This window comes from Marinobacter sp. CA1, assembly GCF_020546665.1.
Taxonomy (GTDB): Bacteria; Pseudomonadota; Gammaproteobacteria; order Pseudomonadales; family Oleiphilaceae; genus Marinobacter; species Marinobacter xestospongiae.
The window spans coordinates 2,897,707-2,922,961 of the sequence record NZ_CP071785.1 but is presented as its reverse complement, the minus strand read 5'-3'; the positions used below and the strand labels follow the sequence as shown (position 1 = coordinate 2,922,961).

Annotated in this window: 21 protein-coding genes and 2 rRNA genes; 8 read left to right on the top strand and 15 right to left on the bottom strand. The window is 60.1% G+C overall.

The window, feature by feature from the left end; translation table 11 throughout:
• Positions 1–177 precede the first annotated feature (177 nt).
• Positions 178–3,067: ribosomal RNA gene (locus tag J2887_RS13335) — 23S ribosomal RNA — on the top strand.
• 77 nt (positions 3,068–3,144) lie between these two features.
• Positions 3,145–3,260, top strand: a 5S ribosomal RNA gene (rrf, locus tag J2887_RS13330).
• Between the two features lie 109 nt (positions 3,261–3,369).
• Here rrf and J2887_RS13325 read toward each other — a convergent pair.
• From J2887_RS13325 to J2887_RS13285, 9 genes are all read right to left on the bottom strand, one after another.
• Complete coding sequence (locus J2887_RS13325) at positions 3,370–4,122, bottom strand: response regulator (RefSeq protein ID WP_227171605.1); 753 nt, start codon at positions 4,120–4,122, stop codon at positions 3,370–3,372.
• 177 nt (positions 4,123–4,299) lie between these two features.
• Positions 4,300–5,028 (bottom strand): sensor histidine kinase, encoded by a 729-nt coding sequence (locus tag J2887_RS13320; RefSeq protein WP_227171604.1) that lies wholly within the window; start codon positions 5,026–5,028, stop codon positions 4,300–4,302.
• Positions 5,021–6,661 (bottom strand): response regulator, encoded by a 1,641-nt coding sequence (locus tag J2887_RS13315; protein WP_227171603.1) that lies wholly within the window; start codon positions 6,659–6,661, stop codon positions 5,021–5,023. The genes J2887_RS13320 and J2887_RS13315 overlap by 8 nt, the downstream gene beginning before the upstream one ends.
• Positions 6,662–6,664: 3 nt before the next feature.
• Complete coding sequence (locus J2887_RS13310; protein WP_227171602.1) at positions 6,665–10,183, bottom strand: NahK/ErcS family hybrid sensor histidine kinase/response regulator; 3,519 nt, start codon at positions 10,181–10,183, stop codon at positions 6,665–6,667.
• Positions 10,184–10,276: 93 nt separating this feature from the next.
• Positions 10,277–10,780: a hypothetical protein gene (locus J2887_RS13305; RefSeq protein ID WP_227171601.1), complete on the bottom strand. Its 504-nt coding sequence runs from the start codon at positions 10,778–10,780 to the stop codon at positions 10,277–10,279.
• A 99-nt stretch (positions 10,781–10,879) separates the two neighbouring features.
• The gene (locus J2887_RS13300; protein WP_227171600.1) at positions 10,880–12,646 is read right to left on the bottom strand and encodes a sodium:solute symporter family protein; all 1,767 of its coding nucleotides are present in this window, start codon (positions 12,644–12,646) and stop codon (positions 10,880–10,882) included.
• Between the two features lie 6 nt (positions 12,647–12,652).
• On the bottom strand, positions 12,653–12,916 hold the full coding sequence (locus tag J2887_RS13295; protein ID WP_227171599.1) for a DUF4212 domain-containing protein: 264 nt from the start codon (positions 12,914–12,916) through the stop codon (positions 12,653–12,655).
• Positions 12,917–13,156: 240 nt separating this feature from the next.
• Positions 13,157–13,861: a PolC-type DNA polymerase III gene (locus tag J2887_RS13290; protein WP_227171598.1), complete on the bottom strand. Its 705-nt coding sequence runs from the start codon at positions 13,859–13,861 to the stop codon at positions 13,157–13,159.
• A gap of 21 nt (positions 13,862–13,882) precedes the next feature.
• On the bottom strand, positions 13,883–15,748 hold the full coding sequence (locus J2887_RS13285; protein WP_227176125.1) for a putative nucleotidyltransferase substrate binding domain-containing protein: 1,866 nt from the start codon (positions 15,746–15,748) through the stop codon (positions 13,883–13,885).
• A 206-nt stretch (positions 15,749–15,954) separates the two neighbouring features.
• Between J2887_RS13285 and smrA the strand changes: the two genes are divergently transcribed.
• The 5 genes from smrA to J2887_RS13260 all read left to right on the top strand — a co-directional run bounded on the left by smrA (position 15,955) and on the right by J2887_RS13260 (position 19,625).
• A complete protein-coding gene (gene smrA / locus J2887_RS13280) occupies positions 15,955–16,536 on the top strand; it encodes a DNA endonuclease SmrA (protein WP_227171597.1) in 582 nt (193 codons plus the stop codon).
• Between the two features lie 108 nt (positions 16,537–16,644).
• Positions 16,645–17,286, top strand: coding sequence for a methylthioribulose 1-phosphate dehydratase (locus tag J2887_RS13275; protein WP_227171596.1), 642 nt, complete (start codon positions 16,645–16,647; stop codon positions 17,284–17,286).
• Positions 17,283–17,843, top strand: coding sequence for a 1,2-dihydroxy-3-keto-5-methylthiopentene dioxygenase (locus tag J2887_RS13270; RefSeq protein WP_227171595.1), 561 nt, complete (start codon positions 17,283–17,285; stop codon positions 17,841–17,843). Before J2887_RS13275 ends, J2887_RS13270 begins: the two co-directional genes overlap by 4 nt.
• Positions 17,840–18,541: an acireductone synthase gene (mtnC, locus tag J2887_RS13265; protein ID WP_227171594.1), complete on the top strand. Its 702-nt coding sequence runs from the start codon at positions 17,840–17,842 to the stop codon at positions 18,539–18,541. The genes J2887_RS13270 and mtnC overlap by 4 nt, the downstream gene beginning before the upstream one ends.
• 121 nt (positions 18,542–18,662) lie before the next feature.
• Entirely contained in the window at positions 18,663–19,625 is a 963-nt protein-coding gene (locus J2887_RS13260; RefSeq protein ID WP_227171593.1) for a DUF3080 family protein, read from the top strand.
• A 3-nt stretch (positions 19,626–19,628) separates the two neighbouring features.
• On the opposite strand, the gene dsbG is transcribed toward J2887_RS13260, so the two are convergent.
• The 6 genes from dsbG to arsC form a co-directional block, all read right to left on the bottom strand.
• Entirely contained in the window at positions 19,629–20,435 is an 807-nt protein-coding gene (gene dsbG, locus J2887_RS13255; RefSeq protein ID WP_227171592.1) for a thiol:disulfide interchange protein DsbG, read from the bottom strand.
• 23 nt (positions 20,436–20,458) lie between these two features.
• The gene (locus tag J2887_RS13250; protein ID WP_227171591.1) at positions 20,459–21,271 is read right to left on the bottom strand and encodes a TlpA disulfide reductase family protein; all 813 of its coding nucleotides are present in this window, start codon (positions 21,269–21,271) and stop codon (positions 20,459–20,461) included.
• Between the two features lie 138 nt (positions 21,272–21,409).
• Complete coding sequence (locus J2887_RS13245) at positions 21,410–23,188, bottom strand: GspE/PulE family protein (RefSeq protein WP_227171590.1); 1,779 nt, start codon at positions 23,186–23,188, stop codon at positions 21,410–21,412.
• A 20-nt stretch (positions 23,189–23,208) separates the two neighbouring features.
• Entirely contained in the window at positions 23,209–23,592 is a 384-nt protein-coding gene (locus J2887_RS13240; RefSeq protein ID WP_227171589.1) for a DUF2069 domain-containing protein, read from the bottom strand.
• A 14-nt stretch (positions 23,593–23,606) separates the two neighbouring features.
• Positions 23,607–24,242: an NAD(P)H:quinone oxidoreductase gene (gene wrbA / locus J2887_RS13235; RefSeq protein WP_227171588.1), complete on the bottom strand. Its 636-nt coding sequence runs from the start codon at positions 24,240–24,242 to the stop codon at positions 23,607–23,609.
• A 33-nt stretch (positions 24,243–24,275) separates the two neighbouring features.
• Positions 24,276–24,629, bottom strand: coding sequence for an arsenate reductase (glutaredoxin) (arsC, locus tag J2887_RS13230; RefSeq protein WP_227171587.1), 354 nt, complete (start codon positions 24,627–24,629; stop codon positions 24,276–24,278).
• A gap of 132 nt (positions 24,630–24,761) precedes the next feature.
• Here arsC and J2887_RS13225 point away from each other — a divergent pair, with 132 nt between their 5' ends.
• Entirely contained in the window at positions 24,762–25,208 is a 447-nt protein-coding gene (locus J2887_RS13225; protein WP_416381862.1) for a TlpA family protein disulfide reductase, read from the top strand.
• The last annotated feature ends 47 nt before the right edge of the window (positions 25,209–25,255 follow it).

Here is a 25,255-nt window from a genome sequence, read left to right as displayed (position 1 = left end):
TGTATTGATCCAATTTATCTCCAGGATCAATGCGCTCAAAGTGATAGCGATTTCAAGCGTTATCCGGTGTTGTCGTTGAAGTGGTTGTTCTATCGCTTCAAGGAAACTGTCTCGTTATGTCCTCTGCTGGTTCGCCAACAGATCGATAGCACGAACACAGTTGTCTTGGGGTTATATAGTCAAGCAACTAAGCGCATACGGTGGATGCCTTGGCAGTCAGAGGCGATGAAAGACGTGGAAGCCTGCGATAAGGTTCGGGGAGCTGGCAAACGAGCTGTGATCCGGACATCTCTGAATGGGGAAACCCACCGACTTTCGGGTCGGTATCTTACACTGAATCCATAGGTGTAAGAGGCGAACCGGGGGAACTGAAACATCTAAGTACCCCGAGGAAAAGAAATCAACCGAGATTCCCTAAGTAGCGGCGAGCGAACGGGGACCAGCCCTTAAGCTGGACGACTGGTAGGAGAAGGCCCTGGAAAGAGCCGCCATAGTGGGTGATAGCCCCGTATCCGAAACCTGAGTTCAGTGAAATCGAGTAGGACGGGACACGTGATATCCTGTCTGAACATGGGGGGACCATCCTCCAAGGCTAAATACTCCTGACTGACCGATAGTGAACCAGTACCGTGAGGGAAAGGCGAAAAGAACCCCTGTGAGGGGAGTGAAATAGACCCTGAAACCGTATGCGTACAAGCAGTCGGAGCAGACTTGTTCTGTGACGGCGTACCTTTTGTATAATGGGTCAGCGACTTAATTTCAGTAGCAAGGTTAACCGTCTAGGGGAGCCGTAGGGAAACCGAGTCTTAATAGGGCGTATAGTTGCTGGGATTAGACCCGAAACCGGGCGATCTATCCATGAGCAGGTTGAAGGTGCCGTAACAGGCACTGGAGGACCGAACCCACTGTCGTTGAAAAGCCAGGGGATGACTTGTGGATCGGAGTGAAAGGCTAATCAAGCCCGGAGATAGCTGGTTCTCCCCGAAAGCTATTTAGGTAGCGCCTCGGACGAATACCACTGGGGGTAGAGCACTGTTTGGGCTAGGGGGTCATCCCGACTTACCAACCCCATGCAAACTCCGAATACCAGTGAGTACTATCCGGGAGACACACGGCGGGTGCTAACGTCCGTCGTGAAGAGGGAAACAACCCAGACCGCCAGCTAAGGTCCCCAAGTACCAGTTAAGTGGGAAACGATGTGGGAAGGCTCAGACAGCTAGGAGGTTGGCTTAGAAGCAGCCACCCTTTAAAGAAAGCGTAATAGCTCACTAGTCGAGTCGGCCTGCGCGGAAGATGTAACGGGGCTCAAACTGGTCACCGAAGCTGCGGCTGCATACTTTGTATGCGGGGTAGGGGAGCGTTCTGTAAGCCTGCGAAGGTGTGTTGAGAAGCATGCTGGAGGTATCAGAAGTGCGAATGCTGACATGAGTAACGACAATGGGGGTGAAAAACCCCCACGCCGGAAGACCAAGGGTTCCTGCGCAACGCTAATCGGCGCAGGGTGAGTCGGCCCCTAAGGCGAGACCGAAAGGTGTAGTCGATGGGAAACGGGTTAATATTCCCGTACCTTGGATCACTGCGATGGAGAGACGGAGAAGGCTAGGTGAGCCGGGCGACGGTTGTCCCGGTTTAAGCAAGTAGGAAGAGGACTTAGGCAAATCCGGGTCCTCAATTCCGAGATGCGACGACGAGTTCCCTAGGGAATGAAGTCATTGATGCCATGCTTCCAGGAAAATCTTCTAAGCTTCAGGTGATTCGAGACCGTACCCCAAACCGACACAGGTGGTCAGGTAGAGAATACCAAGGCGCTTGAGAGAACTCGGGTAAAGGAACTAGGCAAAATGGTGCCGTAACTTCGGGAGAAGGCACGCTGGTTGTATGTGAAACCCCTGCGGGTGGAGCAGAAGCCAGTCGAAGATACCAGGCCCCTGCGACTGTTTATTAAAAACACAGCACTCTGCAAACACGAAAGTGGACGTATAGGGTGTGACGCCTGCCCGGTGCCGGAAGGTTAATTGATGGGGTTAGCACTCGTGCGAAGCTCTTGATCGAAGCCCCGGTAAACGGCGGCCGTAACTATAACGGTCCTAAGGTAGCGAAATTCCTTGTCGGGTAAGTTCCGACCTGCACGAATGGCGTAACGATGGGGGCGCTGTCTCTACCCGAGACTCAGTGAAATTGAAATCGCCGTGAAGATGCGGTGTATCCGCGGCTAGACGGAAAGACCCCGTGAACCTTTACTATAGCTTCACAGTGAACTTTGAGCATGCTTGTGTAGGATAGCTGGGAGGCTTTGAAACCAGGACGCCAGTTCTGGTGGAGCCAACCTTGAAATACCAGCCTGGCATGTTTGAGGTTCTAACTTGGTCCCCTTATCGGGGATGAGGACACTGTGTGGTGGGTAGTTTGACTGGGGCGGTCTCCTCCCAAAGCGTAACGGAGGAGCACAAAGGTGGGCTAAGCATGGTCGGACATCATGCGGTTAGTGTAATGGCACAAGCCCGCTTAACTGCGAGACAGACACGTCGAGCAGGTGCGAAAGCAGGTCATAGTGATCCGGTGGTTCTGTATGGAAGGGCCATCGCTCAACGGATAAAAGGTACTCCGGGGATAACAGGCTGATACCGCCCAAGAGTTCACATCGACGGCGGTGTTTGGCACCTCGATGTCGGCTCATCACATCCTGGGGCTGAAGCCGGTCCCAAGGGTATGGCTGTTCGCCATTTAAAGTGGTACGCGAGCTGGGTTTAGAACGTCGTGAGACAGTTCGGTCCCTATCTGCCGTGGACGTTGGAGATTTGAGGAAAGCTGCTCCTAGTACGAGAGGACCGGAGTGGACGAACCTCTGGTGTTCGGGTTGTTTCGCCAGAAGCATTGCCCGGTAGCTATGTTCGGACAGGATAACCGCTGAAAGCATCTAAGCGGGAAGCCCCTTCCAAGATGAGATCTCCCCGAGGCCTCGAGCCTCCTAAAGAGCCGTTCAAGACCAGGACGTTGATAGGCTGGATGTGTAAGCGCTGCGAGGCGTTGAGCTAACCAGTACTAATTGCTCGTGCGGCTTGACTATATAACACCCAAGACAATTGCGGATAACCTGAAATCAATATCTCGCTTTCTCATCCTTCCCAGTGATCAACCTTTTTGTCTGACGACCATAGCGGTCTGGAACCACCTGATCCCATCCCGAACTCAGAAGTGAAACAGACCTGCGCCGATGGTAGTGTGGCACTTGCCCATGCGAGAGTAGGTCATCGTCAGGCTCTTAATACCGAAAACCCCAGCATCTTTGATGTTGGGGTTTTTTATTGCCTGCAAAAATCCATCGACATAACGCCATCAAGGCAGGCTGAGCGAACGGACTGAAACCGGCTACTGTACGCCATTCATCCATTCCAGCACGCCCCCCAGGATCCGGTGTATCAAGGCTACCTGGCTGTCCAAGCGCTGACCAAGATCGGACGTTGCCTGGTACTGCCAGAAGGTCAGTACCAGCACCGCCACAAACGCCAGGCTGCCGTACAAGGTCAATCGACGATGGCGTTTCTGGAGTTGCTGAATCTGCTGTTGGTGACGCAGCTCCAGACTCAACATCGCCCGGCGCAGCTGGGTCAGGGCATCGTCGGTTTCTTCGTAGGCGACCTCCAGGGTTGCCAGTCGCCCGGACCAGCTATGGTTTGAGTCTTCAGGCATCGGTATTGTCAGGGCAGGCTCCTGCGTCGCTACCGGGTCCGCTGTGGCGGGCAGGGCATCCTGTCGGGTGAAGATGGTGTCGAGGGCGTGAAGCAGCTGATGGCGGTCGACCTGCTTGCGAATCACCCCTGAGGCCCCTAGCGCTTTTGCCTCCTGCAGGTACCGTTCGGCGGACTGGGAGGTGTACATAAAGACCGGAATGTCCCGGGTCTCGGGATGACGCTTGATTTCAGCGAGGGCCTGCAGTCCGTTCATACCAGGTAGCAGATGGTCCATAAAGACCACATTGAAGACGTCCTGTTTCAACAGGGGTAGAGCGGCTTCTGCGGTTGCGACACCGATGGCGGCGACGTCGGCTCGCTCCAGCAGGCGAGTAAGGATAATCCGCGCGGTTGCGGAGTCTTCAACTATCAGGGCGCGTCCACGGGACATGGGGTCTCCTTGCACTGATCACGGCGACCCCTCAACATCCGTGCGATTATAATTAGTATCGAAAACTAACGTCCCGGGCGGACAGATTCAAGTCACTTCCTGGCACCAGGAAGGGAAATGAGACCTGGTACTGGATAGGGTTCCCCAATCGCTCCCGAGGTTTTCCCGACAAGGGTTTCAGGGCAACCAGATCTCGAAAACGCCGCCACTAAACTGGCCGCCATTGCGCAGCCGGATTTCCCCCTTGCGGCCACCCTGGTTGTGGAGCTGAGCCACCGTCGAGGCGAAGAACAGCCCCAGGCTGGTACTGCCGCTGTTGAAATCGAGAGAACCAAAGCTGACCGGGCCGGAGTGCTGCATGCTTTCCGGATAGCCTCGCCCGTCATCCTCTACCCCAATCACCAGATAGTCATCCTGCTGTCGCGCCGTGAGATGGATGCGGCTTCGGGTATAGCGAATGGCATTATTGATGGTGTTGTTGAGCACCCCGGTTAACAGGTCTTCATCGAAGAAGCCCAGCAGGTCGTCGGCGGCAACGGAGCACTGGATGCCCAGTCCGTCCAGCAACGGGGTGTGTCGAGCCAGGTTCTCCTGCAGGAAGTCAGGGACAAAGTGTTCCTCAATGTGTGCAGACAGTGTCTGCTCCCCCAGACGATAGATGCCCAGCAACTGAACCAGGTCGTTGTGGACGCGTTCAGCTTCGTACTGGAGCGTATTGAATCCCCGGGTACCGCTGAGCTGCTCACCGTGCTCCTGGCGCAGTTCATCGAGGGAATTCAGCAGCATGCCCAGCGAATTTTTCATGTCGTGCACCGCCGAGGCGATCACCATCGAAAAGTCGATGGACTGATCCGCTTGGCTCGTGTTCTTGGCAGATAAGGCAGATGGATTCTGGGCATCAGTCATGCTGCAGGCTCTCCAGCTTTTTCTTGAGGGCAAGTAGGCGACGATACTGGCGATGCTGTTCGGGCAGGCCTGCCAGGTTGTTAAGCAGGCGCCGGCAGTCGGCCAGCAGAGCTCGTCGGCTGGTGTCGTTGTGGTACTGCTTCATCTGTACCTGGACCAGGTTGAGGTTCAGTGCGGTATGGTTGGGCACGACGTTCAGAGCCTCCCGGAAGGCACTGGCGGCCTCCTCCAACTGACCGTCCTCAAATGCCTTGATGCCGGCCCGGTTGAGGTTACGAGCCTGCATCCGCTGCCGGAAACTCACCGGTTCATCCAGTAGGGTTTCGATCTGCTGCAGAACATCGGAATCGTCTTCGTGCGCCTGCGCCAGCTGGGCGAGTACGGCTTTGGCGTCGGTCTGTCGGTCGAGACGGAACAGGGTGCGGGCATAGTCGAGCCCGGTGTCGGCGCTCATTCCCTCATTGCCTTCCAGTTCTGCGCTGATGTCCTGCAGGCAGCGCTCGGCGTCTCGCGCCCGACCCTGACCGGCATGAACCCGGGTCTGTACCAGGCGGCTGCGAACCACCAACTCGGGATCGTCGTCAAAACGCCGTTCCATGCGTGAGAGGGTATTCAGAGCCTCCTCGGCACGCTGCTTGCCGGTGTCCGTCTGATCACCATCACTCAGGTCACTCAGCGTTCGCCCGAGGGCCAGGTAGTTGTCCGCATTGTCGTGAATGGAGAGAACTCCGAGTTGAACGGTACGCTTCCAGGCGCCGGAGGCGGTCTCCAGGTCCTGGTTGGCTTCTGCCACACTCGCCAGGTGCTTCTGGCGCAACAGCGCATTTGGCGACAGTTCTGTCGCTTTGCCCAGCACCTGCTGGGCCTGGGCGAGTTTGCCTTGATGCTCCAGGGCGGCCGCCAGCAGGTCGTAGCCCTCCATAAAGTCCGGATGATCCTCAACCAGAGATTTCAGCTCGGTCACGGCGTCATCGTAGTGTTTCTGGGCCAGCAGCACTTTGCCCCGCCCCAATCTGGCCCACGACAGGTCCCGCTGCGACAGCACATCGTCATAGATCTTCTGGGCATGGCTGAAATCGCCCACCCGGTGGTAGAGATCCGCCAGGGTTTTCAGCAGCCAGGTCTTGTAACGGGGCTGCTTGGGAAGGGCCTGCAGGCAGAGGGATATGGCTTCGGGGTAGTTCTCCAGATCGATGGCCCGGTTGATTGGTAGCAGCGCTTTGCGCTGTTCCACCAGACTGCCGAGGCGCTTTTCGAGCATTGCCCGGTTTATCGGTTTGGTCAGGTAGGCGTCGGGCTGATACTCACGCGCTCCCATGACCATTTCCCGGGACGTTTCGGCTGTGACCATCAGGAACAGGGAGGCCCGCTTCAGCAGCTTCTTGTGGCGTAGCTCCTCCAGTACGTGCTGGCCGTTCTTGCCATCGCCCAGGTTGTAGTCACACAGGACCACATCAAAGTGCTCATAAGTACAGCGCTGGATCGCCGCGGCGCCAGTGTTGGCCACGTCGATGTGCTCCACCCCGAAGCTGCGAAGCATCTGCCGCATGGAGAGCCGGAAACTCTCGAAGTCGTCGACTATCAGATATCGGAGTTTCCTGAACGGGTTGTCATGGGCGCTATTGGCAGTCATGGTTCATGATCGTCGCTGTTTCAGCAGTTTATTGACAAGCGCCCTGAGGGCCGCTGGTTTAACCGGTTTATAGAGGATCTGATAGCCCCGTTCCAGGGCATCCTCCTTGACCTCGGCGCCCAGGTAGCCGGTGATCAGGATACCTGGAATCGCCGAATCGCAGGTTTGGCGAATGGCGTCCATGGCATCGAGTCCATTCTTGTCATCGTCAAGCTGGTAGTCCGCCAGGATAATTGCGGGATGTCGCCCCTCAAGCTTGGCCACGGCGTCCTCCAGGCTGGCGGCGGCCGTTACCTGGCATTGCCAGTTGTTCAGCAAAGCCTCCATTCCCTGAAGAATCTTGGCATCATTATCGATACATAGCACATGCAGATCCCGAAGAGTGGACACACTGCGGGCGCTGCGCCGTGGTGTGGTATCGGCAGGTTTGCTGGTATCCGCCGGCGCCAGCGGAACGGTAATGCTGAATACACTGCCTCGGCCCTGTACGGAATTGACGTTCACCGGGTGGTCCAGCATACCGCTGATCCGATCGACGATGGCCAGGCCCAGCCCCAGGCCTTTCTTATCCTGGTTGTGCTGAAGCCGTTTGAATTCCTCGAAGATCTGAGCGAGCTGGTCCTCCGGGATCCCTGGCCCGGTATCCCAGACCTCAATCCGCAGAAAACCCCGTAATCGCCGACATCCCATTAGAATACGGCCTTTGGGTGTGTAACGGATGGCATTGGATAGAAAGTTCTGGATCACTCGCCGCAACAGTTTGATGTCGGACCGTACCCAGGCGGAGCTGTTGATTACATGCAGCTCCAGTCCCGAATCCGCGGCAATGGCGGAGAAATCGTTGGCCAGTGTCCGCAACAGATCGCTAATAGGGAAGCGGGTGATCTGGGGCTCCAGCGCGCCGGCATCCAGCTTGGAAATGTCCAGCAGGGTACTGATGATCTCCTCCGCCGCACTCAGTGAGCTGTCGATGTGCTCTACCAGCTCGTTGGTTTCCTGGTCATGAGGCTTGCCGGCCAGGGCTGAGGTGAACAAACGGGCGGCGTTCAGCGGCTGCAGCAGGTCGTGGCTGGCGGAAGCCAGAAAGCGGGTTTTGCTCTGGTTGGCCTGTTCCGCCACCGACTTGGCCTTGAGCATCTGCTCGTTGATGATCTGCAGTTCCTGGGTGCGCTCTTTGACCCGCTGTTCCAGGTAGATGTTGGTTTCCTTGAGCGCCTTTTCGGTGCGGCGCATGGCGGTAATGTCCTGGAAGGTGGTGACATAACCACCGCCGGGAATGGGGCTGCCGTCGATCTTGATCACGGTACCGTCGGGCCGGTGACGCTCATAGGACATCCGCTCCCCCTTGCGCATGCTGCTACAGCGATCGTCGATGATCTCGTCGATCTTGCGGGCAGGGAGATTGGAGCTGGTGAGGTTGTAACGCATCAGATCTTCGATGGGGCGACCCACCCGCACAAACCCCCGTGGATAGGAAAACAGCTCCAGGTAGTTCTGGTTCCACACCACCAACTGCTGCTGGTGGTTCACCACCGACACCCCGAGACTGATGTTCTCGATTGCCGATTGCAGCAATTCCCGGCTGAAGGTCATGGCCTGCGAGGCCTCATCGACAATGCTGACGACGTCTTCTATCTGCATGTCCCGGCCGGTCAGGGTGGATTCCAGCACCACCCGGGCGGTCGACGCGCCAATCACCGATGCCAGCTGTCGCTCGATGTACTTCATCAGGTGTGCAGAGGCTGGGCGTTGCGGTGATAACCGGATGGCATTGCGGCGTTCGTAGTTGCGGAACAGCGCGTCGGCGCGCTCCTCACCCATGAACCGGTCGGCCAGGGCCTGCAGATCGGCGGTGAGGACCTCACCTTCCCAGGCTTGCTGTTGGGGTGTTTCGGCTTTTGGCTCCGGATCATGGAAGAACGAGGCGATCTGGATCTTCTCCCGTACCCGTTGGCGGGTCAGCAACGACAGACAGATGTAGGTAAGTGTATTCAGGCCCAGGCTCCAGATGGTGCCGTGACTGACCGTGTCCATCTCCAGCCCCATCAGTGCCGTAGGACGGGTCCAGCTCAGGCCCCAGAGACCCTGTTCAATCAGTCCCGGGTCGAGCCAGCCAGTGGAGGCCAGGGCGGGAATCAGCAGGGTATAGATCCAGATCACGAAACCGACCACCAGCCCCCAGAAGGCGCCGGTATGATTGCCACGACGCCAGAGGATGCCTCCCACCAGGGCCGGCCCGAACTGGGCGGCGGCGGCGAAGGAGAGCAGACCGAACGCAGTCAGGCTGTAATCCTCGCTGGCCAGCCGATAGAAACCATAAGCGGTCAGCATCACCACAAAGATGGCGACCCGGCGGATGCTCAGCAGCAGGTGGCTGAGGTCTTCCTGCTGGTTCATCCTTGGGCGGAAAAACTTCAGCAGCGCCGGCATGATGATCTCGTTGCTGACCATGGTGGCGATGGCCACGGAGCAGACAATGACCATCGCCGCGGCGGCCGAGCCACCGCCGAGGAAAGCAAGAATCGCAAGCCAGTATTCGCCGGCCTGGATCGGCAGGTTGAGAATCATGATGTCCGGATTGCTGCCCTGAACGCCCGGGTGAAGCATGCCGGCGGCGGCAATGGGAATCACAAACGCACTGGCAATGATCAGGTAGGCGGGCATGGCCCAGCGGGCGACGTTGAAATCCCGGTGGTCGGTGTTCTCTACCACCATGACGTGGAACTGGCGGGGCAGGCAGATAATCGCAAGCATCCCGATCAGGGTCTGGGTCACGAACGGGATGGGTTCGAAATTCTCGGTGGTCAGCACGCCCACCAGGTCAGCCTCGCTGGCGGCCCGGAACAGGTCACCAAAGCCATTGTAGAGTCCGAAACCGACAAACAGGCCCACCGCGATGAAGGCGGTCAGCTTGATCAGCGATTCAAACGCCACAGCCTGGATCATGCCGCGGTGGTGTTCGGTGGACTCCAGGTGGCGGGTGCCGAACAGTACGGTGAACACCGCCAGCACCAGGGTGATGTACCAGGCGGAGTCGGTCCAGGCGGGTTGGGCCGAGCCGATGCCGACCTGGTGGTTGTCGGCCAGCACATTGAAGCCCATGGAAATGGCCTTCAGCTGGAGCGAGATGTACGGCACGCTGCCGATCAGCGCGACCAGAGCGATCAGCGCGGCCAGGGACTGGGACTTGCCATAACGGGAGGCGATGAAATCGGCAATGGAGGTGCTGTTGTTGCGTTTGCTGATATAGATGATGCGACGGATCAGCGAGGCACCGAACAGGAAAACCAGCAGCGGGCCCAGGTAGATGGGCAGGAAACCGATACCCTCCTGGGTCGCCCGGCCAACAGCGCCGTAGAACGTCCACGACGTAAAATACACCGCCAGTGAAAGGGCGTAGACGTGGGTACGGGCGATTCGATGGCGGTAAAGGGTGGGGTGCCGGTCACCCGCCCAGGCAATGGCGAACAGCAGCGAAATGTAAGTGATGGATATCAGTACCAGTAGCCAACCGCTGAGCATAGTGTGGCGTTCTCATGACCCTGTGAAATGAATGAAGGCCGGCACGGGGCGAGTGCCCGTCCGGCCAATGGTATGTGGTGCTGTGTCGGGCGCCTAGAAACAGGCGGCAATAAACAGTCGATCATCGTCCGTCAGTGTGCGCAGTCCTGACATGACCGGTGTCTTGTCGTCATCCAGTGGCACCAGTTCCTGGGTGGCGCAGTTCAGGAGGTGATGCTGGTAGTTGACGGTATCAGTATAGGACTGTTCGAAACGGTACAGGTAAAACTCCAGCACATCCCGGTTGTCCTGATTGGGTTTGATCTCCTTGGTGTCCAGCACCGTGAAGGCCATCACCTGGGGGACCAGGTAACTCCAGGGCCGCCACGGTACCTGCTTTTCTTCCTGGCTGACGATGATCATGCCTTCAGCCAGTTCCGCGCGTTTCTCATCGAACCAGGTGTACTCACGAAACACCAGAAAGGCGAGCATTCCCAGGCCCCCGGCGACCGGAATGATCCAGCGCGGCGCACGCTTCATGGTCAACGTGCGGATACCCATGGCAATGCCGGCGGCGCCGAGCCCGGCGAAAACCGTGGCTACGAAGTTCCAGAACATAAGCTTGTTTCCTTAACGAAAAAACGGGCTTCCTCATTGAGGAAGCCCGTTTGGGACAACCTTTTACAGAACCTTCTCTGCAACAGGCTGCATTATCGCTCAGTGATCAGAGGCACTGCCAGCACCGCGGGGATAGCGCACGCTTTCCACCAGGTCCTGGATTTCCTCCGGCGGCTCTTCGGTGGCGTAGGAGACACCAAAGGCGACCGCAAAGTTGATGATGGCACCCACCGCACCGATGGAGAGCGGGGAGATGCCCAGCACCCAGTTTTCCGGGGTATCAGCCAGGTTGTTGGTGCCCGGAATGAACAGCCAGCCCTTGTAAACGAAGATGTACACCAGGGTGAAGCCCAGACCGGTCAGCATGCCGGCAATGGCGCCGGTATTGTTCACGCGCTTGGAGAAGATCCCCATCATCAGCGCCGGGAACAGCGATGCTGCCGCGATACCAAAGGCCAGGGCGACCACCTGGGCGGCAAACCCGGGTGGATTGGCCCCCAGATAGGTGGCCACCACGATGGCGACGGCCATGGAGATCCGTGCCGCCATTAGTTCGCCTTTCTCCGAGATACTGGGGTTGATGGCCCCCTTGATCAGGTCATGACTCACCGCCGACGAGATCGCCAGCAACAGCCCGGCGGCGGTCGACAGGGCGGCGGCGAGACCACCGGCTGCGATCAGGCCGATGACCCAGCTGGGCAGATTGGCGATTTCCGGGTTGGCCAGAACCAGAATGTCCCGGTTGACCTCCAGCTCGTTACCGTTCCAGCCACGGGCGTCAGCCTGCGGTTTGAAGGCTTCGGTGTCGTTGTAGAGCTGGATACGGCCGTCGTTGTTCTTGTCCTCGTACTTGATCAGACCGGTGACTTCCCACTCACGCACCCAATTGGGACGCTCATCGTACTCGATCGGCTGGGCCGCCGTGCCTTCCGGGTAGATGGTGGTCATCAGGTTCAGGCGAGCCATGGAGGCAACCGCCGGTGCGGTCAGGTACAGCAGGGCAATGAACACCAGGGCCCAGCCAGCGGACCAGCGGGCGTCTGCGACCTTGGGTACAGTGAAGAAGCGGATGATCACGTGTGGCAGACCGGCGGTACCGATCATCAGTGACAGGGTGAACAGCACCATGTTCAGCTTGTTGTGAACGTCATCGGTGTAGGAGTTGAAGCCCAGTTCGGTGATGACCTGGTTCAGTTTCTCCAGCAGCGGCAGGCCAGAATCGGCGTGGGTGGAGAACAGACCCAGCGGAGGCAGCGGGTTACCCGTCAATTGCAGTGAAATGAATACGGCAGGGATGGTGTAGGCCACAATCAACACACAGTACTGAGCCACCTGGGTGTAAGTGATGCCCTTCATGCCACCGAGTACCGCGTACACAAACACCACAACGGCGGCGATTATCAGGCCCATGGTGGCGTCCACTTCCAGGAAGCGGGAGAAGGCGACACCGGCGCCGGCCATCTGGCCGATAACGTAGGTGACCGAGGCCACGATCAGACAGACCACTGCCACCAGTCGGGCGCTTTTGCTGTAGAAACGGTCACCGATGAATTCCGGTACCGTGAACTTGCCAAACTTCCGCAGGTATGGCGCCAGCAGCATTGCCAGCAGCACATACCCGCCGGTCCAGCCCATCAGGAAGGTGGAGTTCGCATAACCGCCGGCGGCGATCAGGCCCGCCATGGAAATGAAGGATGCCGCAGACATCCAGTCGGCACCGATCGCCATACCGTTGGTGATCGGATGAACGCCGCCGCCGGCGACGTAGAAGTCCTTGGTGCTACCGGCCTTGGCCCACACCGCAATCATGATGTAGAGGAGGAACGAGCCCCCCACAAAAATGAGATTGACTGCAAATTGGCTCATACCCGATCACTCCTCGTGGACGTCAAATTTCTTGTCGAGCTTGTTCATACGCCAGGCGTAGTGAAAGATCAGCGCGATGAAGGTGAGGATCGAGCCCTGTTGGGCGAACCAGAAGCCCAGATCGGTGCCACCCAGGTGGATACCGGCGAGCATGGGGCGGAGCAGGATTGCGAAGCCGTAGGACGCGAGTCCCCAGACCACCAGACTTCCGATGATCAGCCTTAGATTCGCTTTCCAGTACTTCTCGGAATCGTAGCTATGACCAGACATAACAGCACTCCCGTTTTGTTTTTGTAGATACCGTTGGATTCGGTGCTTTAAAAGGCATGGTTTGTTGTTGTTCGTTTTTTCGACTGTTGTCTTATCTAACTTTACTGGTCAACCGTTCGCGAGCTATTGGCAAAAGGTCTATACCTACTTTCGCCGTAGATGGAATGACAAAAACTGGCAAAAAATTTGATTTGGATCAGGCGGGAAAGCGCGCTGACGAAGGGGCGTTTACGGGTGGAATCAGTGACGTGACAGGGCGTTCAGACGGCGGTAGGTGCGCACCTTGTCCTGCAGCTCGCCCAGAGTGGTGAGGCCGTCCTTGCGGGCCTTGTTGAAGGCGACAAGGGCGAGTTCTGCGGTCACCATGGCATCGGCGGCGGCATGGTGGCGGGCGCTGGCGAACAGGCCAAACTGTTCGGACCAGTCATCCAGGCTCTTGTGGCGGCCGCGCAGCTCCGGAAACAGGGCTGGCAGCAGCTCCGCCACATCCAGCCAGGCATGGGCCCGGGTATAGCCCAGGGTCTGTTTCAGCGCCTTCTCCAGAAAGCGTTTGTCGAAGGCTGCGTGGTAGGCCATCAGCGGCGCACCCTGAAGCCATTCCAGCAGGTGGATGAGCGCGTCTTCGGTTTCATGGCCCTGGGTCAGCGCTTCGTTACCGATGCCGTGGATCAGCACGGTTTCGCTGATATCCAGTTCCGGACGCCGCAGGATCAGATCAAACTGGTCGCCCAGCGGTATGGCGCCGCCGGCAATGGCTACGCCACCGATGGCAATCACCTGGTCCTTGGCGGGGTTGAGGCCGGTGGTTTCCAGATCCACCACCACCAGACGGGTGGCGTCCAGTGGCTGTTCGGCCAGCAGTTCCGGTGGCGGCAGATGAGGCAGGCTGAGGTGGCCCTCACGGTTCAGGGTGCGGCTCAACCAGTCTTTGAAGTCATCCAGCATGGTGCAGCTCACTCAGTACAGTCACAGCTGATAGGTCACTTCCAGTTTTTGCTGCAGGCGCTGGGCCTGACGGAACGACTCCCGCAGGATGCGCCGGTCCAGCGGGTTGAGGTGGTCCGGGTTGATGTAGTTCGACAACGGTTGTTGCTGATCCAGCTGCTGCTGGTGCGCCCGCATCCGGATTGCCTGGATCAGGCTGTAGGCCTCCTGCCAGGCGTTGGCATCCTTGTCGTCGAACACACCTTTGCGGGCCAGTTGCTGCATCCGCTCCAGGGTGTTGGCGGCCTCCACGCCGTGGGCGAGGGCAAAGACCCGGACCGATTCTACAAATGGCGACAGGCCCTGGCGCTTCAGGTCGATGGTGTGACGATCCCCGTCCGGTGCGTAGCGAAAGCCACGGAACATGTTCAACGGCGGTCGCCGGTTGAGGGCGTTCTCGGCGAGCATCTTCTGGAACAGCGCGTTGCCGCGGATGCGTCCAAGAACCTTGTCCAATAACTGGTGCAAAGGCTCGCGGGGACCAAATACCGCCCGCATGTCGAGAAAGATCGAGGAGTACACCAGGTTCTGGGGGGTGGAGGCGTCGATAAAGCGGATAAACCAGTCATCCCACTCCTGCCCGCTGAGGCAGAGTTTGGGATTGCTGGCCATGATGTTGCCCTTGCACAGGGTGAAACCACACTCCGCCAGTTCCTGATTGACGGTCTCGGCGAAGGGCAGCAGCACGTCGCGGACCTGGTCTTCGGTCATGCCCTCCGGGGTCTGGAACAGGATGCCGTTGTCCTGATCGGTGAGCAGGGTCTGTTCCTGGCGGCCCTCACTGCCGAAAGTCAGCCAGGTAAACGGGATGCCGGGGTCGTGCCGTTTCAGGTTGAGCTCCAGCACCCGTCGCACGGTAACGTCGTTGAGGGTGGTGATGATCTTCACCACCTGGCCGGAATCGGCGCCGTGGGCCAGCATGGTGTCGACCAGGCGTGAAACTTCGGAACGCAGGCTGACCAGGGTGCGCAGGTGACTGGCGGTACCGATGGTGCGGGCCAGGTTGACCAGGTCGACCCGTTGCAAAGAGAAAAGGTCCCGCTCCGAGACCACACCGATCAGCGCATTGTCCTCATCCTTGACGCAGATGTGGGCAAAGTGGTGCTCCGCCATCAGCATCGCCGCTTCAAAGGCATCCGCCTGTGCTGGCAGGCAGCAGGGATTCTGGGTCATCACCTGGCCAATGGGTGTGTCCAGGGACGTCGTACCCTCCGCCACCACTGTGCGCAGGTCCCGCAGGGTGAAAATGCCCACCGGCTTGCGGGCGTCGTCGGTGATCACGATGCTGCCGACACTGTTCTCGTGCATCCGCGCCACAGCGCGACGCAGTGGCATATCGGGAGAGCAGACGATGGGGTTGCGAATGGCAAAGCGTTCCAGCGGCGTGTCCAGCGAGTGACTGGGGCCTATGGAAGCCATGGCGCCGGTCTGAATGCGCTGGTTGACCAGATCCAGCAGACTGCTGACCCCCCGCAGACAGAAATCCCGGAACGGATCACTGTCGGCAAACAGCGTCACGAAGTTGTCGTGATCGAGGGTCAGGCAGAAGGTGTCGCCACTAGCCCGGTGCAGGGTCCGGGTGGGGCGCTCTCCAATAAGTGCCGCCAGGGGGAAGCACTCGCCCTGGCTGATTTCGAACGTGGTTTCGGTCTCACCGGTGTCCGGGTTCTCACGCTCGCCGCGGATGCGGCCCTGTTTGACCACATGGAACTGGCGGATGACTTCGTCGTCGGGGGCGATCACCACGTCCTGGTCGGCAAAGAACTGCAGGGTGGCGTGCTCTGCGAAATGTGCCAGGTGGGCATCGTCCATGTTGGAGAACGGCGCATGTTCCCGCAAAAAGGTCATGATGGCGCGGATATTCTGCGGGCGCTGGTTGTCCGGCGAGGAGGTCACGGTGGCATCCCTTCTTGTTCTTGGTCGTGCCTGCAGTTTAGCCGAGCTGGCGGTCGATGAACCCTGACCTTTGGTCGTAGGAGGATTCTTTATGGCCCCGGCAGCGGGTGGTAAAGTGCAATCATGAACAAGATACACGGGGCTTTGCACAGCGCACTATGACCACCAAAGAAGAGCGGATGAGTTTCCTGGAGGAAATGGAAGGCGTCCGCCGTATTCGCCAACCCAACCGCGCCGACGTCAAGAAGCCCAGGGATCTGACTCCGGGCCACCTGGAGCGTCAGCGCGCTGCCATGGCCAAGCCGGTGGTGGATCGCAACCCGCTGACGGCGGATGATGTCGACCCACTCACCAGCCATGACGTGCTGAACTGGCAGCGTCCCGGGATTCAGCATGGCGTGTTCCGAAAGCTGAGGCTGGGTCAGTATCCGATTGAGGCGCGGCTGGACCTGCATCGGATGACGGTGGAGGAAGCCCGGCGCGAAGTGTTTCGATTTATTCAGGACTGCGTGCGTTATGGTGTCCGGTCAGCCCTGATCACCCATGGCAAGGGCGAACGCAACGTTGACGGTGTGGCCTGGCTCAAGAGTTACCTGGCAAAGTGGTTGCCGGAGCTGGACGACGTGCTGGCGTTTCATTCCGCCCAGAAGCACCATGGGGGGACGGGCGCGGCCTATGTCATGGTGCGCAAGGGCGAGCGTCAGAAGCAGGAGAACCGTGACCGCAACAGCGGCCGGTAGCCGCCGCGATGCGCCCGGGGAGGCGCTGATGAAAAGGCTCGTTTTCCACCGCCCCACATCCACCTATAATGGCCGCAACACACCACCCAACCTGCCAGGGGATGCCCGTTGACTGATCTTTCCCGGTTCGATGTCACTCGTTATGCCGCTGCCGCCCAGTCGATTATCGACGCCGGACGGTTTCTCTATGGTCAGGGCTGGTCGCCCGCGACCAGCAGCAACTACTCGGCACGAATTGATGCCGAGCACCTGGCGATTACCGTCTCCGGGCGCCACAAGGGGCAGCTGCGCCAGGACGATGTGATGGTGGTGGACCTGGACGGCAATCCGGTCCAGAGCCATTGCCGCTCGTCGGCGGAAACCCTGCTGCACACGGTGGTGTACCGGCAGTTGCCAACGATCGGTGCGGTGCTGCACACCCACTCGGTGAAAGCCACGGTACTGAGCCGACTGATTCCGGCCGGGCAGGCCCTGACGCTTCAGGGCTATGAACTCCAGAAGGCCTTTCCGGGTTACGACAGTCACGACAGCACCCTCGACATCCCGGTGTTCGACAACACCCAGGATATCCCCGCGCTGGCGGCCGAGAGCGCGGCCTGGCTGGCCCACAATCCCGGCCAGCCGGGGTATTTGATCCGGGGTCATGGCCTCTACACCTGGGGCGACACCATGGATGACTGTTTACGCCATGTCGAAGCCTTCGAATTTCTGCTTGAATGTGAACTGGAAATGATGAGAGTCCTGCGATGACCACCTTGAGCATCTTTGACCAACAAGACCCTGAAACACCCCACACCGTGACCCGGGACCCGGCGGAGATTCGCCAGCGCCTGTCTGAGCAGGGGGTGCGGTTTGAGCAGTGGCCGACCCAGGCGTTGCCACAGGATGCCGATCAGCAACAGATCCTGTCTGCCTACGCTGACGAGGTGTCACGCCTGAAGGCGGAGTGCGGCTTCCAGACCGCGGATGTGGTCAGCCTCAGTGCCGATCACCCCGACAGGGCAGCGTTCCGCCAGAAGTTCCTTGACGAGCATACCCACAGCGAGGACGAGGTCCGCTTCTTTGTCCGTGGCGAAGGGCTGTTCTACCTGCATTTTGACGACCAGGTCTATGCGGTACTGTGCCAGCAGAATGACCTGATCAGCGTGCCGGACGGCACCCGGCACTGGTTTGATATGGGACCGGAGCCGGAATTCACCTGCATTCGACTGTTCAGTAATCCGGATGGCTGGGTTGCCCAGTTCACGGGCTCCGGCATTGCCACCGAGCTGCCCAGGTACGAGCAACTGGCGGGAGCTGCATCATGATACGGGTTGTATTGACCGACATTGAGGGGACCACCAGCTCCATCCGTTTCGTCCACGAAGTGCTGTTTCCCTACTCGGCGGAACATATGGCGGAGTTTGTTCGTGATCACGAGGCGGATGATCTGGAAATCCGTGCCCAGCTGGACGAGGTCGCCAGGGAGAGCGGCGCCGACCGGGGCGATCTCGAGGCGCTGATTGACGTGCTCCAGCAGTGGATTCGTGAAGACCGCAAGGCGACCCCGCTGAAAGCCCTGCAGGGCATGTTGTGGGAGCAGGGGTACGAGCGTGGCGACTTCAAGGGCCATGTCTACGAGGATGCCGCCCACTACCTGCAGCTCTGGCATGATCGCGGATTGCGATTGTACGTATATTCCTCTGGTTCGGTCCGCGCCCAGCAGATGATATTTGGGTTCAGCAACTGCGGTGATCTGACGCCGTTTTTCAGCGGCTACTTTGACACCCGGGTTGGTGGCAAACGGGAGCAGGCTTCCTACCAGGCCATTCTGGACGAGCTTGGCGTGGAAGCGCATACGGTACTGTTTCTGTCCGACGTGGAGGCCGAACTGGAAGCGGCGGAAGCCGCAGGCATGCACACTGCCTGGCTGGTCCGGGAATCCGATCCCCCCCATACCCATCGACTGGCAATGGCGGACTTTGAAGCGGTGGATCAGCTGATCCGGGATCGTACCCTGAGCTGATTTGCCCCAACCCGGAGGGCAGGCAATGCAGTGGGGCTGGCGGATCGTCTGTGGGCTGGGATGTCTGCTGCTGTTATCCGGATTGACTGGCTGTGATCCTTTTTCCCAACCGCGATCGCTGATGGACGAATACGTCGAGCGGGTTGCCCGGGTGATGGAGCAGGAGCCGGTCTACACCCCGTTGCCCGCTGTCGGTCCCATGCCCCGGCGGCGGGCCCGTCTCCTGGAGCTGCCGGAGTTGGACATCGGCATGCTGGATTTCCTGTCACTCTATGGCTGCGAACTGCAGGTAGTGGTGGGCGAGCGCAACTCGATCATGGGGCGGATGATGCAGCCGCTGAATCAGTTGCGCTACGAGCAACGGTTTCTGCGCGCCGCGAAGGCCTGCCTGCCGCAATTGGAGCGGGACGATCTGAAGCAGGCGGTGCAGCAGGCCATTGATGGCAAGACCGACTCACTCGGCATCGCGGCCTGGAATGCGACCTGGGGTGGCGAGGCGATTGAGCCGTTGCTGACCCAGGCCAAGGGCCCGCTGCCCCTCACCGGGTCCGGGCCGGAAGTGGCGCAGCTGGCGGCTGATCTGAACCAGTGGAACGCGATCCTGGCGGCGTTGCTCGCTGGTGATCTGAACGTATCACTGCAGCCGGCCAGTGAAATGCAGCAGCGCTGGCAATCCAACCACGCCGCCGGGCAACTGATTCGCAGCGCGTTACTGGTGACCACGCGGCTCGACGACGCAACCCGGCTCCTGCAACAGCGCATTGATGGCCGGCCATTATGCCTGGACGGCAAGGTCAATCCCAAGGCGCGCAATGCCGAAGGACTGCTGGTGACGGTGTTTGCCGGCGAGGTCCAGCCCTACCTGGCGCAGGTGCGTCAGCGCCGGGATCAACTGCTAGAGCCGCTGGCACAAATGGCGACGCTGCAGTCCGCGGTGATGCCGCCCGCGTTCCGGCAATGGCACCAGAGGGTGCTCGATCCCCAGCATCCCGATGGGCTCTGGCGGGCCTTTGACCAGGCCATCGTCGAGCATGCCCGCAGTTGGCAGCGATTGCTGGAGCAGTGCGGGCTGGCGCCGGGCTGAGGGTTACTGCGGCCGTTCACTGCCCATCATGGCAGGCATTTCCTCTGGCCGTGGCAGGCCCCGTTTCATCTCCACGTCACCGTCGGCGTTCAGGTAGTAGGTTGATGGAGTCGCACTCAGCCCCAGACTGGACATCAGTTCGTTGTTGGCCGTGACCTTGGCCCGGTAGGCGCTGACACTCTCCCGATCCACTTCAATACCACCCTCCTGGTAGCTCTGGTGGTTCGCCATCAAGGCGCTCTCCGGAGACTCTGCCCCCAGAATGGTGGCGGCCTTGGGCATGCTGTCCGGCCGGATGATGCCAACCATGACGTGACGCAGCTGCACCCGGCCCGCATCGATCCAGGGTTGGGCGGCCTGGCGGAAACGGTGACAGTAGGGGCAGTTGGGATCGGTGAAGGTGTAGACAATGGTCTCCGCATCCGGATCGCCGTCGCCAACCCAATGGCTGTCGGCCAGGCGGGACCAGGCGTTCTGGTTCATTGGTTCAATCACCAGTTGCTGAACCTTGTCGTCGGTGAGGTTATTGCCGTCGGCGTCCAGCATCGGGCCGACAATCACGTGATCGCCGTCCGGGGTCAGATAGAACGCCACCGGCTGGCCCTGCATGCTGCCCGCGTAGCCGGTCAGACCACCGGGAGCCTCGAACGTGCCGGCCAGGTCAACGCCGCGATCCAGCAGGCGCTGTACCGCCGCGGGGTGGGGATCTGCCTGAGTGGGTGATGACTGCTTGGGTGAAGAAAAGGCAGGCGATGACAGGCCTGCCGCCAGCAGCAGGGACAGCGGAACGGAACGTCGACGGGACAGCATAGGTTTCTCCATGGGGGGTAAGGTTACTTGGCCAGCAGTGGTGACAACCGGTGGGCCAGGGATGCCTGGGACAGTTCACCCAGATGAGCGTCCACCTGGCGGCCCTTGGCGTCGAAGAACAGCGTGGTCGGCAGCGCCTGGCTGCCAACCGTGCGACCGAGGGCGCCGGACTGGTCACTGACAACGTGGGTGAGATCCAGCTGGTGGCGCGCCAGGAACTGGCGAATGGTTTCCTCCGGCTCGCCCTGGTTGGCGAATACGAAGGTGACATCGGGGTATTGCGTCTGGGCCGCGTCCAGCACCGGCATCTCACGGATGCAGGGCGGACACCAGGTGGCCCACAGGTTCACCACCATCGGTTTTCCGTCTGCCAGCTCCGACAGCTGACGGGATTCGCCGGCCAGGGTCGTCACGGCTGTTTCGGGAATACGGTTGGCCTGGGCGTGCATCAGCAGCGACAGGCTGCTCAGCCCGCCCCAGAGCAGGCCGCCGGCGAGTGTGGCGCTGGCCAGTGGTCGACGCAGGGCGGGGGCGCGCCAGCAACGCCAGAGTGCGTAGACCAGTGCACCGATCAGGCCACTGAGCGGATGAAAGCCGCCGTCGCGAATATCGAATATCTGCCAGGGCGCTTCCTGGTAGTGGGAAAAGTAGAGCGCAACGAAACCGACCCGGGCAGACACCAGCGCGATCAGCAGCAGGTCCATCAGTGTACCGGCGACCGGTACCTTGTGCTTGCGCCCAACCAGAGTGCCCACCAGCAGGGCGAGGGCGAATGCGGCCAGCAGGAGCAGTTGGCTGAGCGCCAGAGCGAACGGCCCCAATGAAACGGATAGCATGCTGAATCCTTCCAGAAATCAAATACATTGCAAGGCTATCGCTAAGGAGCCTCTGATGTTCAGGGGATGACTGGGAGGCGGGCTAAAAGTTTCCGGCCGGGGGTGACATTTTGGCAATGCGGGCCAGCAGGCGAGTGATCAGCGTTGGCTTTCGGGCGTGACCCGCAGCACTTCGGCAATGGTGGTCTGGCCGGCGGCGACTTTCTGGGCGCCGCTGAGTCGCAGGGATTTCATGCCTTCCCGGTAAGCGTCCCGGCGCAACTGCTCCAGTTCGCAGCGATCGTCGATCTGGTTGGTCAGGCGGTTGGACAGGGTCATAATTTCGTAGACCCCGGCGCGGCCCATGTAGCCGGTATTGCGGCACTCCAGGCAGCCAACAGGCTCGAAGGTCTGGCTCGGCGGGGTGGCCTTCCAGGGACGGGTAAGGCCGGCCCAGGCGCGTTCGTCCAGTGGTGCGGCACTCTTGCAGTGAGGGCACAGGGTGCGGACCAGACGCTGGGCCATGACGCCGAGAACGGTGGCGCGAATCAGGTAAGGCGGAATGCCCAGCTCCAGCAGCCGGGTGATGGCGCTTGGGGCGTCGTTGGTGTGCAGGGTGGAGAGCACCAGGTGGCCTGTCAGCGCTGCCTGGACCGCCATCTCGGCGGTCTCCAGATCGCGAATCTCACCGATCATGATGATGTCGGGGTCTTGCCGCAGCAGCGACCGGACACCGGCGGCGAAGGTCAGGTCGATGTTGGCTTGCACCTGCATCTGGTTGAAGGCCGGCTCCACCATCTCGATGGGATCTTCAATGGTGCAGATGTTGACCTCCGGTGACGCCAGCTGTTTCAGCGAGGAGTACAGCGTTGTGGTCTTGCCCGAGCCGGTGGGCCCGGTCACCAGTACGATGCCATGGGGCCGGTGGGTCATCTCCTGCCAGCGCTCCCGGTCCTCCCGGGAGAAACCCAGTTGCTCCATGGTCTGCAGCAGTACGTCGGGATCGAAGATCCGTAGCACCATTTTTTCACCAAAGGCGGTGGGCATGGTGGCCAGGCGCAGCTCAATCTCGTTGTTGTCCGGATTGCGGGTTTTGATCCGGCCGTCCTGCGGACGCCGTTTTTCGGCGACGTTGAGGCGGCCGAGGATTTTCAGCCGGCTGGTGACGGCAATGCCGACCTGGTCAGGGAATTCGTAAACATGGTGGAGCACGCCGTCGATGCGAAAGCGGATCTGGGTGACGCCGCGACGGGGCTCGATGTGAATATCGCTGGCGCGCTGCTCGAAGGCGTACTGCAACAGCCAGTCAACAATCTTGACCACGTGCTGGTCATTGGCGTCCGGATTTTCTTTGTTGCCCAGCTCCAGAAGCTGTTCGAAGTTCTGGGTGTTGCCAACCGAGCCCTGGCCGCCATTGGCTTTACTGACTGAGTTGGCAAGCTGATAGAACTCGACGGTGTAGCGGCGGATATCCTCCGGGTTGGCCACCACCCGGCGGATGTCTTTCTGTAGCACGTGCCGCAGGTTGGCGATCCAGTCTTCCTTGAACGGCTCAGCGCTGGCGATGGTGACTTCGTTGGCGCCGATCTCTACCGCCAGGATGCCGTGACGCTGGGCAAAGCCGTAGGACATGACCCGGGCAATGGCCGGGGTGTCGATCTTGAGCGGGTCAATGTGAAAATAGGGCTGGTCCGCCCAGTTGCCCAACCATTGGGTCAGCCGCTCCAGGGTCAGGGTCTGACCGTTTTTCTCACTCTTGAGGCCGGCAATGGCCACCAGCTCCAGCGGGTGGCGATCCGAGTTGTCGCTGCCCAGGTTGGCAGACAGCACCCGCTCGGCCTCGTCCTGGCTGACCTCCCCACTGGTGATCAGTGCGGTGCAGATATCCCGCAGTGTGAGCGTGGAACGGTGGGGAACCCGGGGGCGTAGGTCAGCCATAAGATCCTTCTGTATCGGCGTTACTGGGCATCGCTGGCGGTTATGGTGTGGCGGTTAACCTTGAGGTGAACCATGGCCAGAGTGAACAGTAAAAAGGTCAGTGTCGTCAATAGCATGGGCGCAAAGGCGCCTTCCGTGAGCCAGGCCCGGACGACAAAGCTGGTGAAGTAGAACAGCACCACAAAGCTGAGCCAGATGTAGGCGCGGTTGTGGCCGCGTACGACGTGAACGGCAAAGAACACCAGCGGCAGCAGTTTGACCCCGAGGATCAGGGCAATCGAGACGTCCTCGACCGGTGCCGGGTAGAAAGTGGTGATGACCAGGCTCGCCAGCAGCGCGAAGTAGATTGCGCTGGTCAGGCGGGCGGTCAGTCGCGCCCTGGGTGCGCGGATGTGATCGTTCATGGTGGTGTCCTCACTCATGTCAGTGTTCGGTGGCTGTCGGAGGCGCCGGTGGCGAGGGTCAGCGCCAGCCCGGCCAGGCGTTCTCCCAGGGCCTGGCAGATGGTCTTCTCGTGCTCGGACAGCGGTTGCTGCTCCCCAGTGCCGGCCCAGTGCGACGGGCCATAGGGGGTGCCGCCGCTGCGGGTGTCACTCAGCGCGGATTCGGAGTAAGGGACGCCGCACAGCACCATGCCGTGGTGCAGCAGTGGAATCATCATCGTCAGCAGGGTGGTTTCCTGGCCACCGTGAAGACTGCCGGTGGAGGTAAAGGCACCGGCCGGCTTGCCGGCGAGGGTACCGTTAAGCCAGAGATCGCCGGTACCGTCGAGAAAGTGCTTTAGCGGTGCCGCCATATTGCCAAACCGGGTGGGGCTGCCAATCGCCAGGCCGGCGCAGTGGCGCAGATCGTCCTTGCTGGCGTAGGGGGCACCGTCGTCGGGTACCGGCGGCAGCGAGGCTTCGGTGTCCGGCGACACCGGTGGTACGGTGCGCAGGCGGGCTTCGATTCCGCTCCGCCGTGCCACGCCGCGGGCGACCTGGCGAGCCATCTCAGCGGTCTGTCCAGACCGGCTGTAGTAAAGCACCAGGACGTAAGGTTGCTCTTGGGACATGAAAAAGCTCCGGGTGATTGCCGTCGGGCCGGCTCAGAACAGGTCCAGCACCTGCTCGGGCGGGCGGCCGAGGGCGGCCTTGCCATTGTGGAGCACGATCGGACGTTCGATCAGTTTGGGGTGCTCAACCATGGCCTTGACCAGGGCCGGGCGATCAAGTTCCGGATTGTCGAGTGCCAGTTCCTTGTACAGGGTTTCCTTGGTACGCATCAGCTGGCGTGGCTCCAGACCCAGCAGGTCGAGAATCTGCTCCAGTTCCGCCTCTGTCGGAGGGGTTTCCAGGTAGCGTATAATCTCCGGCTGGATGCCTCGTTCTTCCAGCAGAGCCAGGGTCTGGCGGGATTTTGAACAGCGCGGATTGTGGAAAATTCGGGTCGGTTCTGTCATCGTTCTGTGTCTTTCCTGAGCCGGTTCGGGCCTTGTCTGGCCTGCTTAATCGGGGCAGCTAGTCTAACAGGAGGCCCGGTCGTGCAATACCCCGCAGCTTTTTTGCCCTCTGCAATCCTATTATTCCGGCGTTTGACCCGGCACTCGCGCCGGACGGCGCCATTACTGCTGGCCATGGCGGCGCTGGCAGGGTGCAACCGGGTCGAGCTGCCCACCGCTGAAGGCGACGTGCTGGAATGGCAGTCGATGCGAGGCCAGTGGGTGGTGGTGAACTACTGGGCAGAGTGGTGCAAACCCTGTCTGGAGGAAATACCGGAACTCAACGCCCTTGATGAGCAGCCGGCTGTCACGGTTCTGGGCGTGAACTTTGATGGTGTTGGTGGTGACGACCTGGTCGCGCTGGGTGACACCATGGGAATCCGCTACGCCATGCTGACCACAGATCCCGGACCTGAGTTCGGCTGGCAGTTGCCCGTGGCGTTGCCGGCCACCTTTATCGTGTCGCCCGACGGCGAGCTTCACGAGGCCCGTTTTGGGCCCCAGACCGAGCGCCAGTTGCTGGACGCCATGGGGCTGTAGCGCACAGACGCTGTGCGCCAATCTTTTTGCAATTTAGATGGAATCAA

Bases quoted from the DNA above. Each gene is read 5' to 3' on its own strand.
- J2887_RS13270 (WP_227171595.1), top strand. From the start codon at position 17,283: ATGACCACCTTGAGCATCTTTGACCAACAAGACCCTGAAACACCCCAC.
- dsbG (WP_227171592.1), bottom strand. From the start codon at position 20,435: ATGCTGTCCCGTCGACGTTCCGTTCCGCTGTCCCTGCTGCTGGCGGCA.
- J2887_RS13305 (WP_227171601.1), bottom strand. From the start codon at position 10,780: ATGTTCTGGAACTTCGTAGCCACGGTTTTCGCCGGGCTCGGCGCCGCC.
- J2887_RS13260 (WP_227171593.1), top strand. From the start codon at position 18,663: ATGGACGAATACGTCGAGCGGGTTGCCCGGGTGATGGAGCAGGAGCCG.
- J2887_RS13250 (WP_227171591.1), bottom strand. From the start codon at position 21,271: ATGCTATCCGTTTCATTGGGGCCGTTCGCTCTGGCGCTCAGCCAACTG.
- J2887_RS13315 (WP_227171603.1), bottom strand. From the start codon at position 6,661: ATGACTGCCAATAGCGCCCATGACAACCCGTTCAGGAAACTCCGATAT.
- J2887_RS13240 (WP_227171589.1), bottom strand. From the start codon at position 23,592: ATGAACGATCACATCCGCGCACCCAGGGCGCGACTGACCGCCCGCCTG.
- J2887_RS13325 (WP_227171605.1), bottom strand. From the start codon at position 4,122: ATGTCCCGTGGACGCGCCCTGATAGTTGAAGACTCCGCAACCGCGCGG.
- wrbA (WP_227171588.1), bottom strand. From the start codon at position 24,242: ATGTCCCAAGAGCAACCTTACGTCCTGGTGCTTTACTACAGCCGGTCT.
- J2887_RS13245 (WP_227171590.1), bottom strand. From the start codon at position 23,188: ATGGCTGACCTACGCCCCCGGGTTCCCCACCGTTCCACGCTCACACTG.
- J2887_RS13290 (WP_227171598.1), bottom strand. From the start codon at position 13,861: ATGCTGGATGACTTCAAAGACTGGTTGAGCCGCACCCTGAACCGTGAG.
- J2887_RS13295 (WP_227171599.1), bottom strand. From the start codon at position 12,916: ATGTCTGGTCATAGCTACGATTCCGAGAAGTACTGGAAAGCGAATCTA.
- smrA (WP_227171597.1), top strand. From the start codon at position 15,955: ATGACCACCAAAGAAGAGCGGATGAGTTTCCTGGAGGAAATGGAAGGC.
- mtnC (WP_227171594.1), top strand. From the start codon at position 17,840: ATGATACGGGTTGTATTGACCGACATTGAGGGGACCACCAGCTCCATC.
- J2887_RS13300 (WP_227171600.1), bottom strand. From the start codon at position 12,646: ATGAGCCAATTTGCAGTCAATCTCATTTTTGTGGGGGGCTCGTTCCTC.
- arsC (WP_227171587.1), bottom strand. From the start codon at position 24,629: ATGACAGAACCGACCCGAATTTTCCACAATCCGCGCTGTTCAAAATCC.
- J2887_RS13320 (WP_227171604.1), bottom strand. From the start codon at position 5,028: ATGACTGATGCCCAGAATCCATCTGCCTTATCTGCCAAGAACACGAGC.
- J2887_RS13285 (WP_227176125.1), bottom strand. From the start codon at position 15,748: ATGACCTTTTTGCGGGAACATGCGCCGTTCTCCAACATGGACGATGCC.
- J2887_RS13310 (WP_227171602.1), bottom strand. From the start codon at position 10,183: ATGCTCAGCGGTTGGCTACTGGTACTGATATCCATCACTTACATTTCG.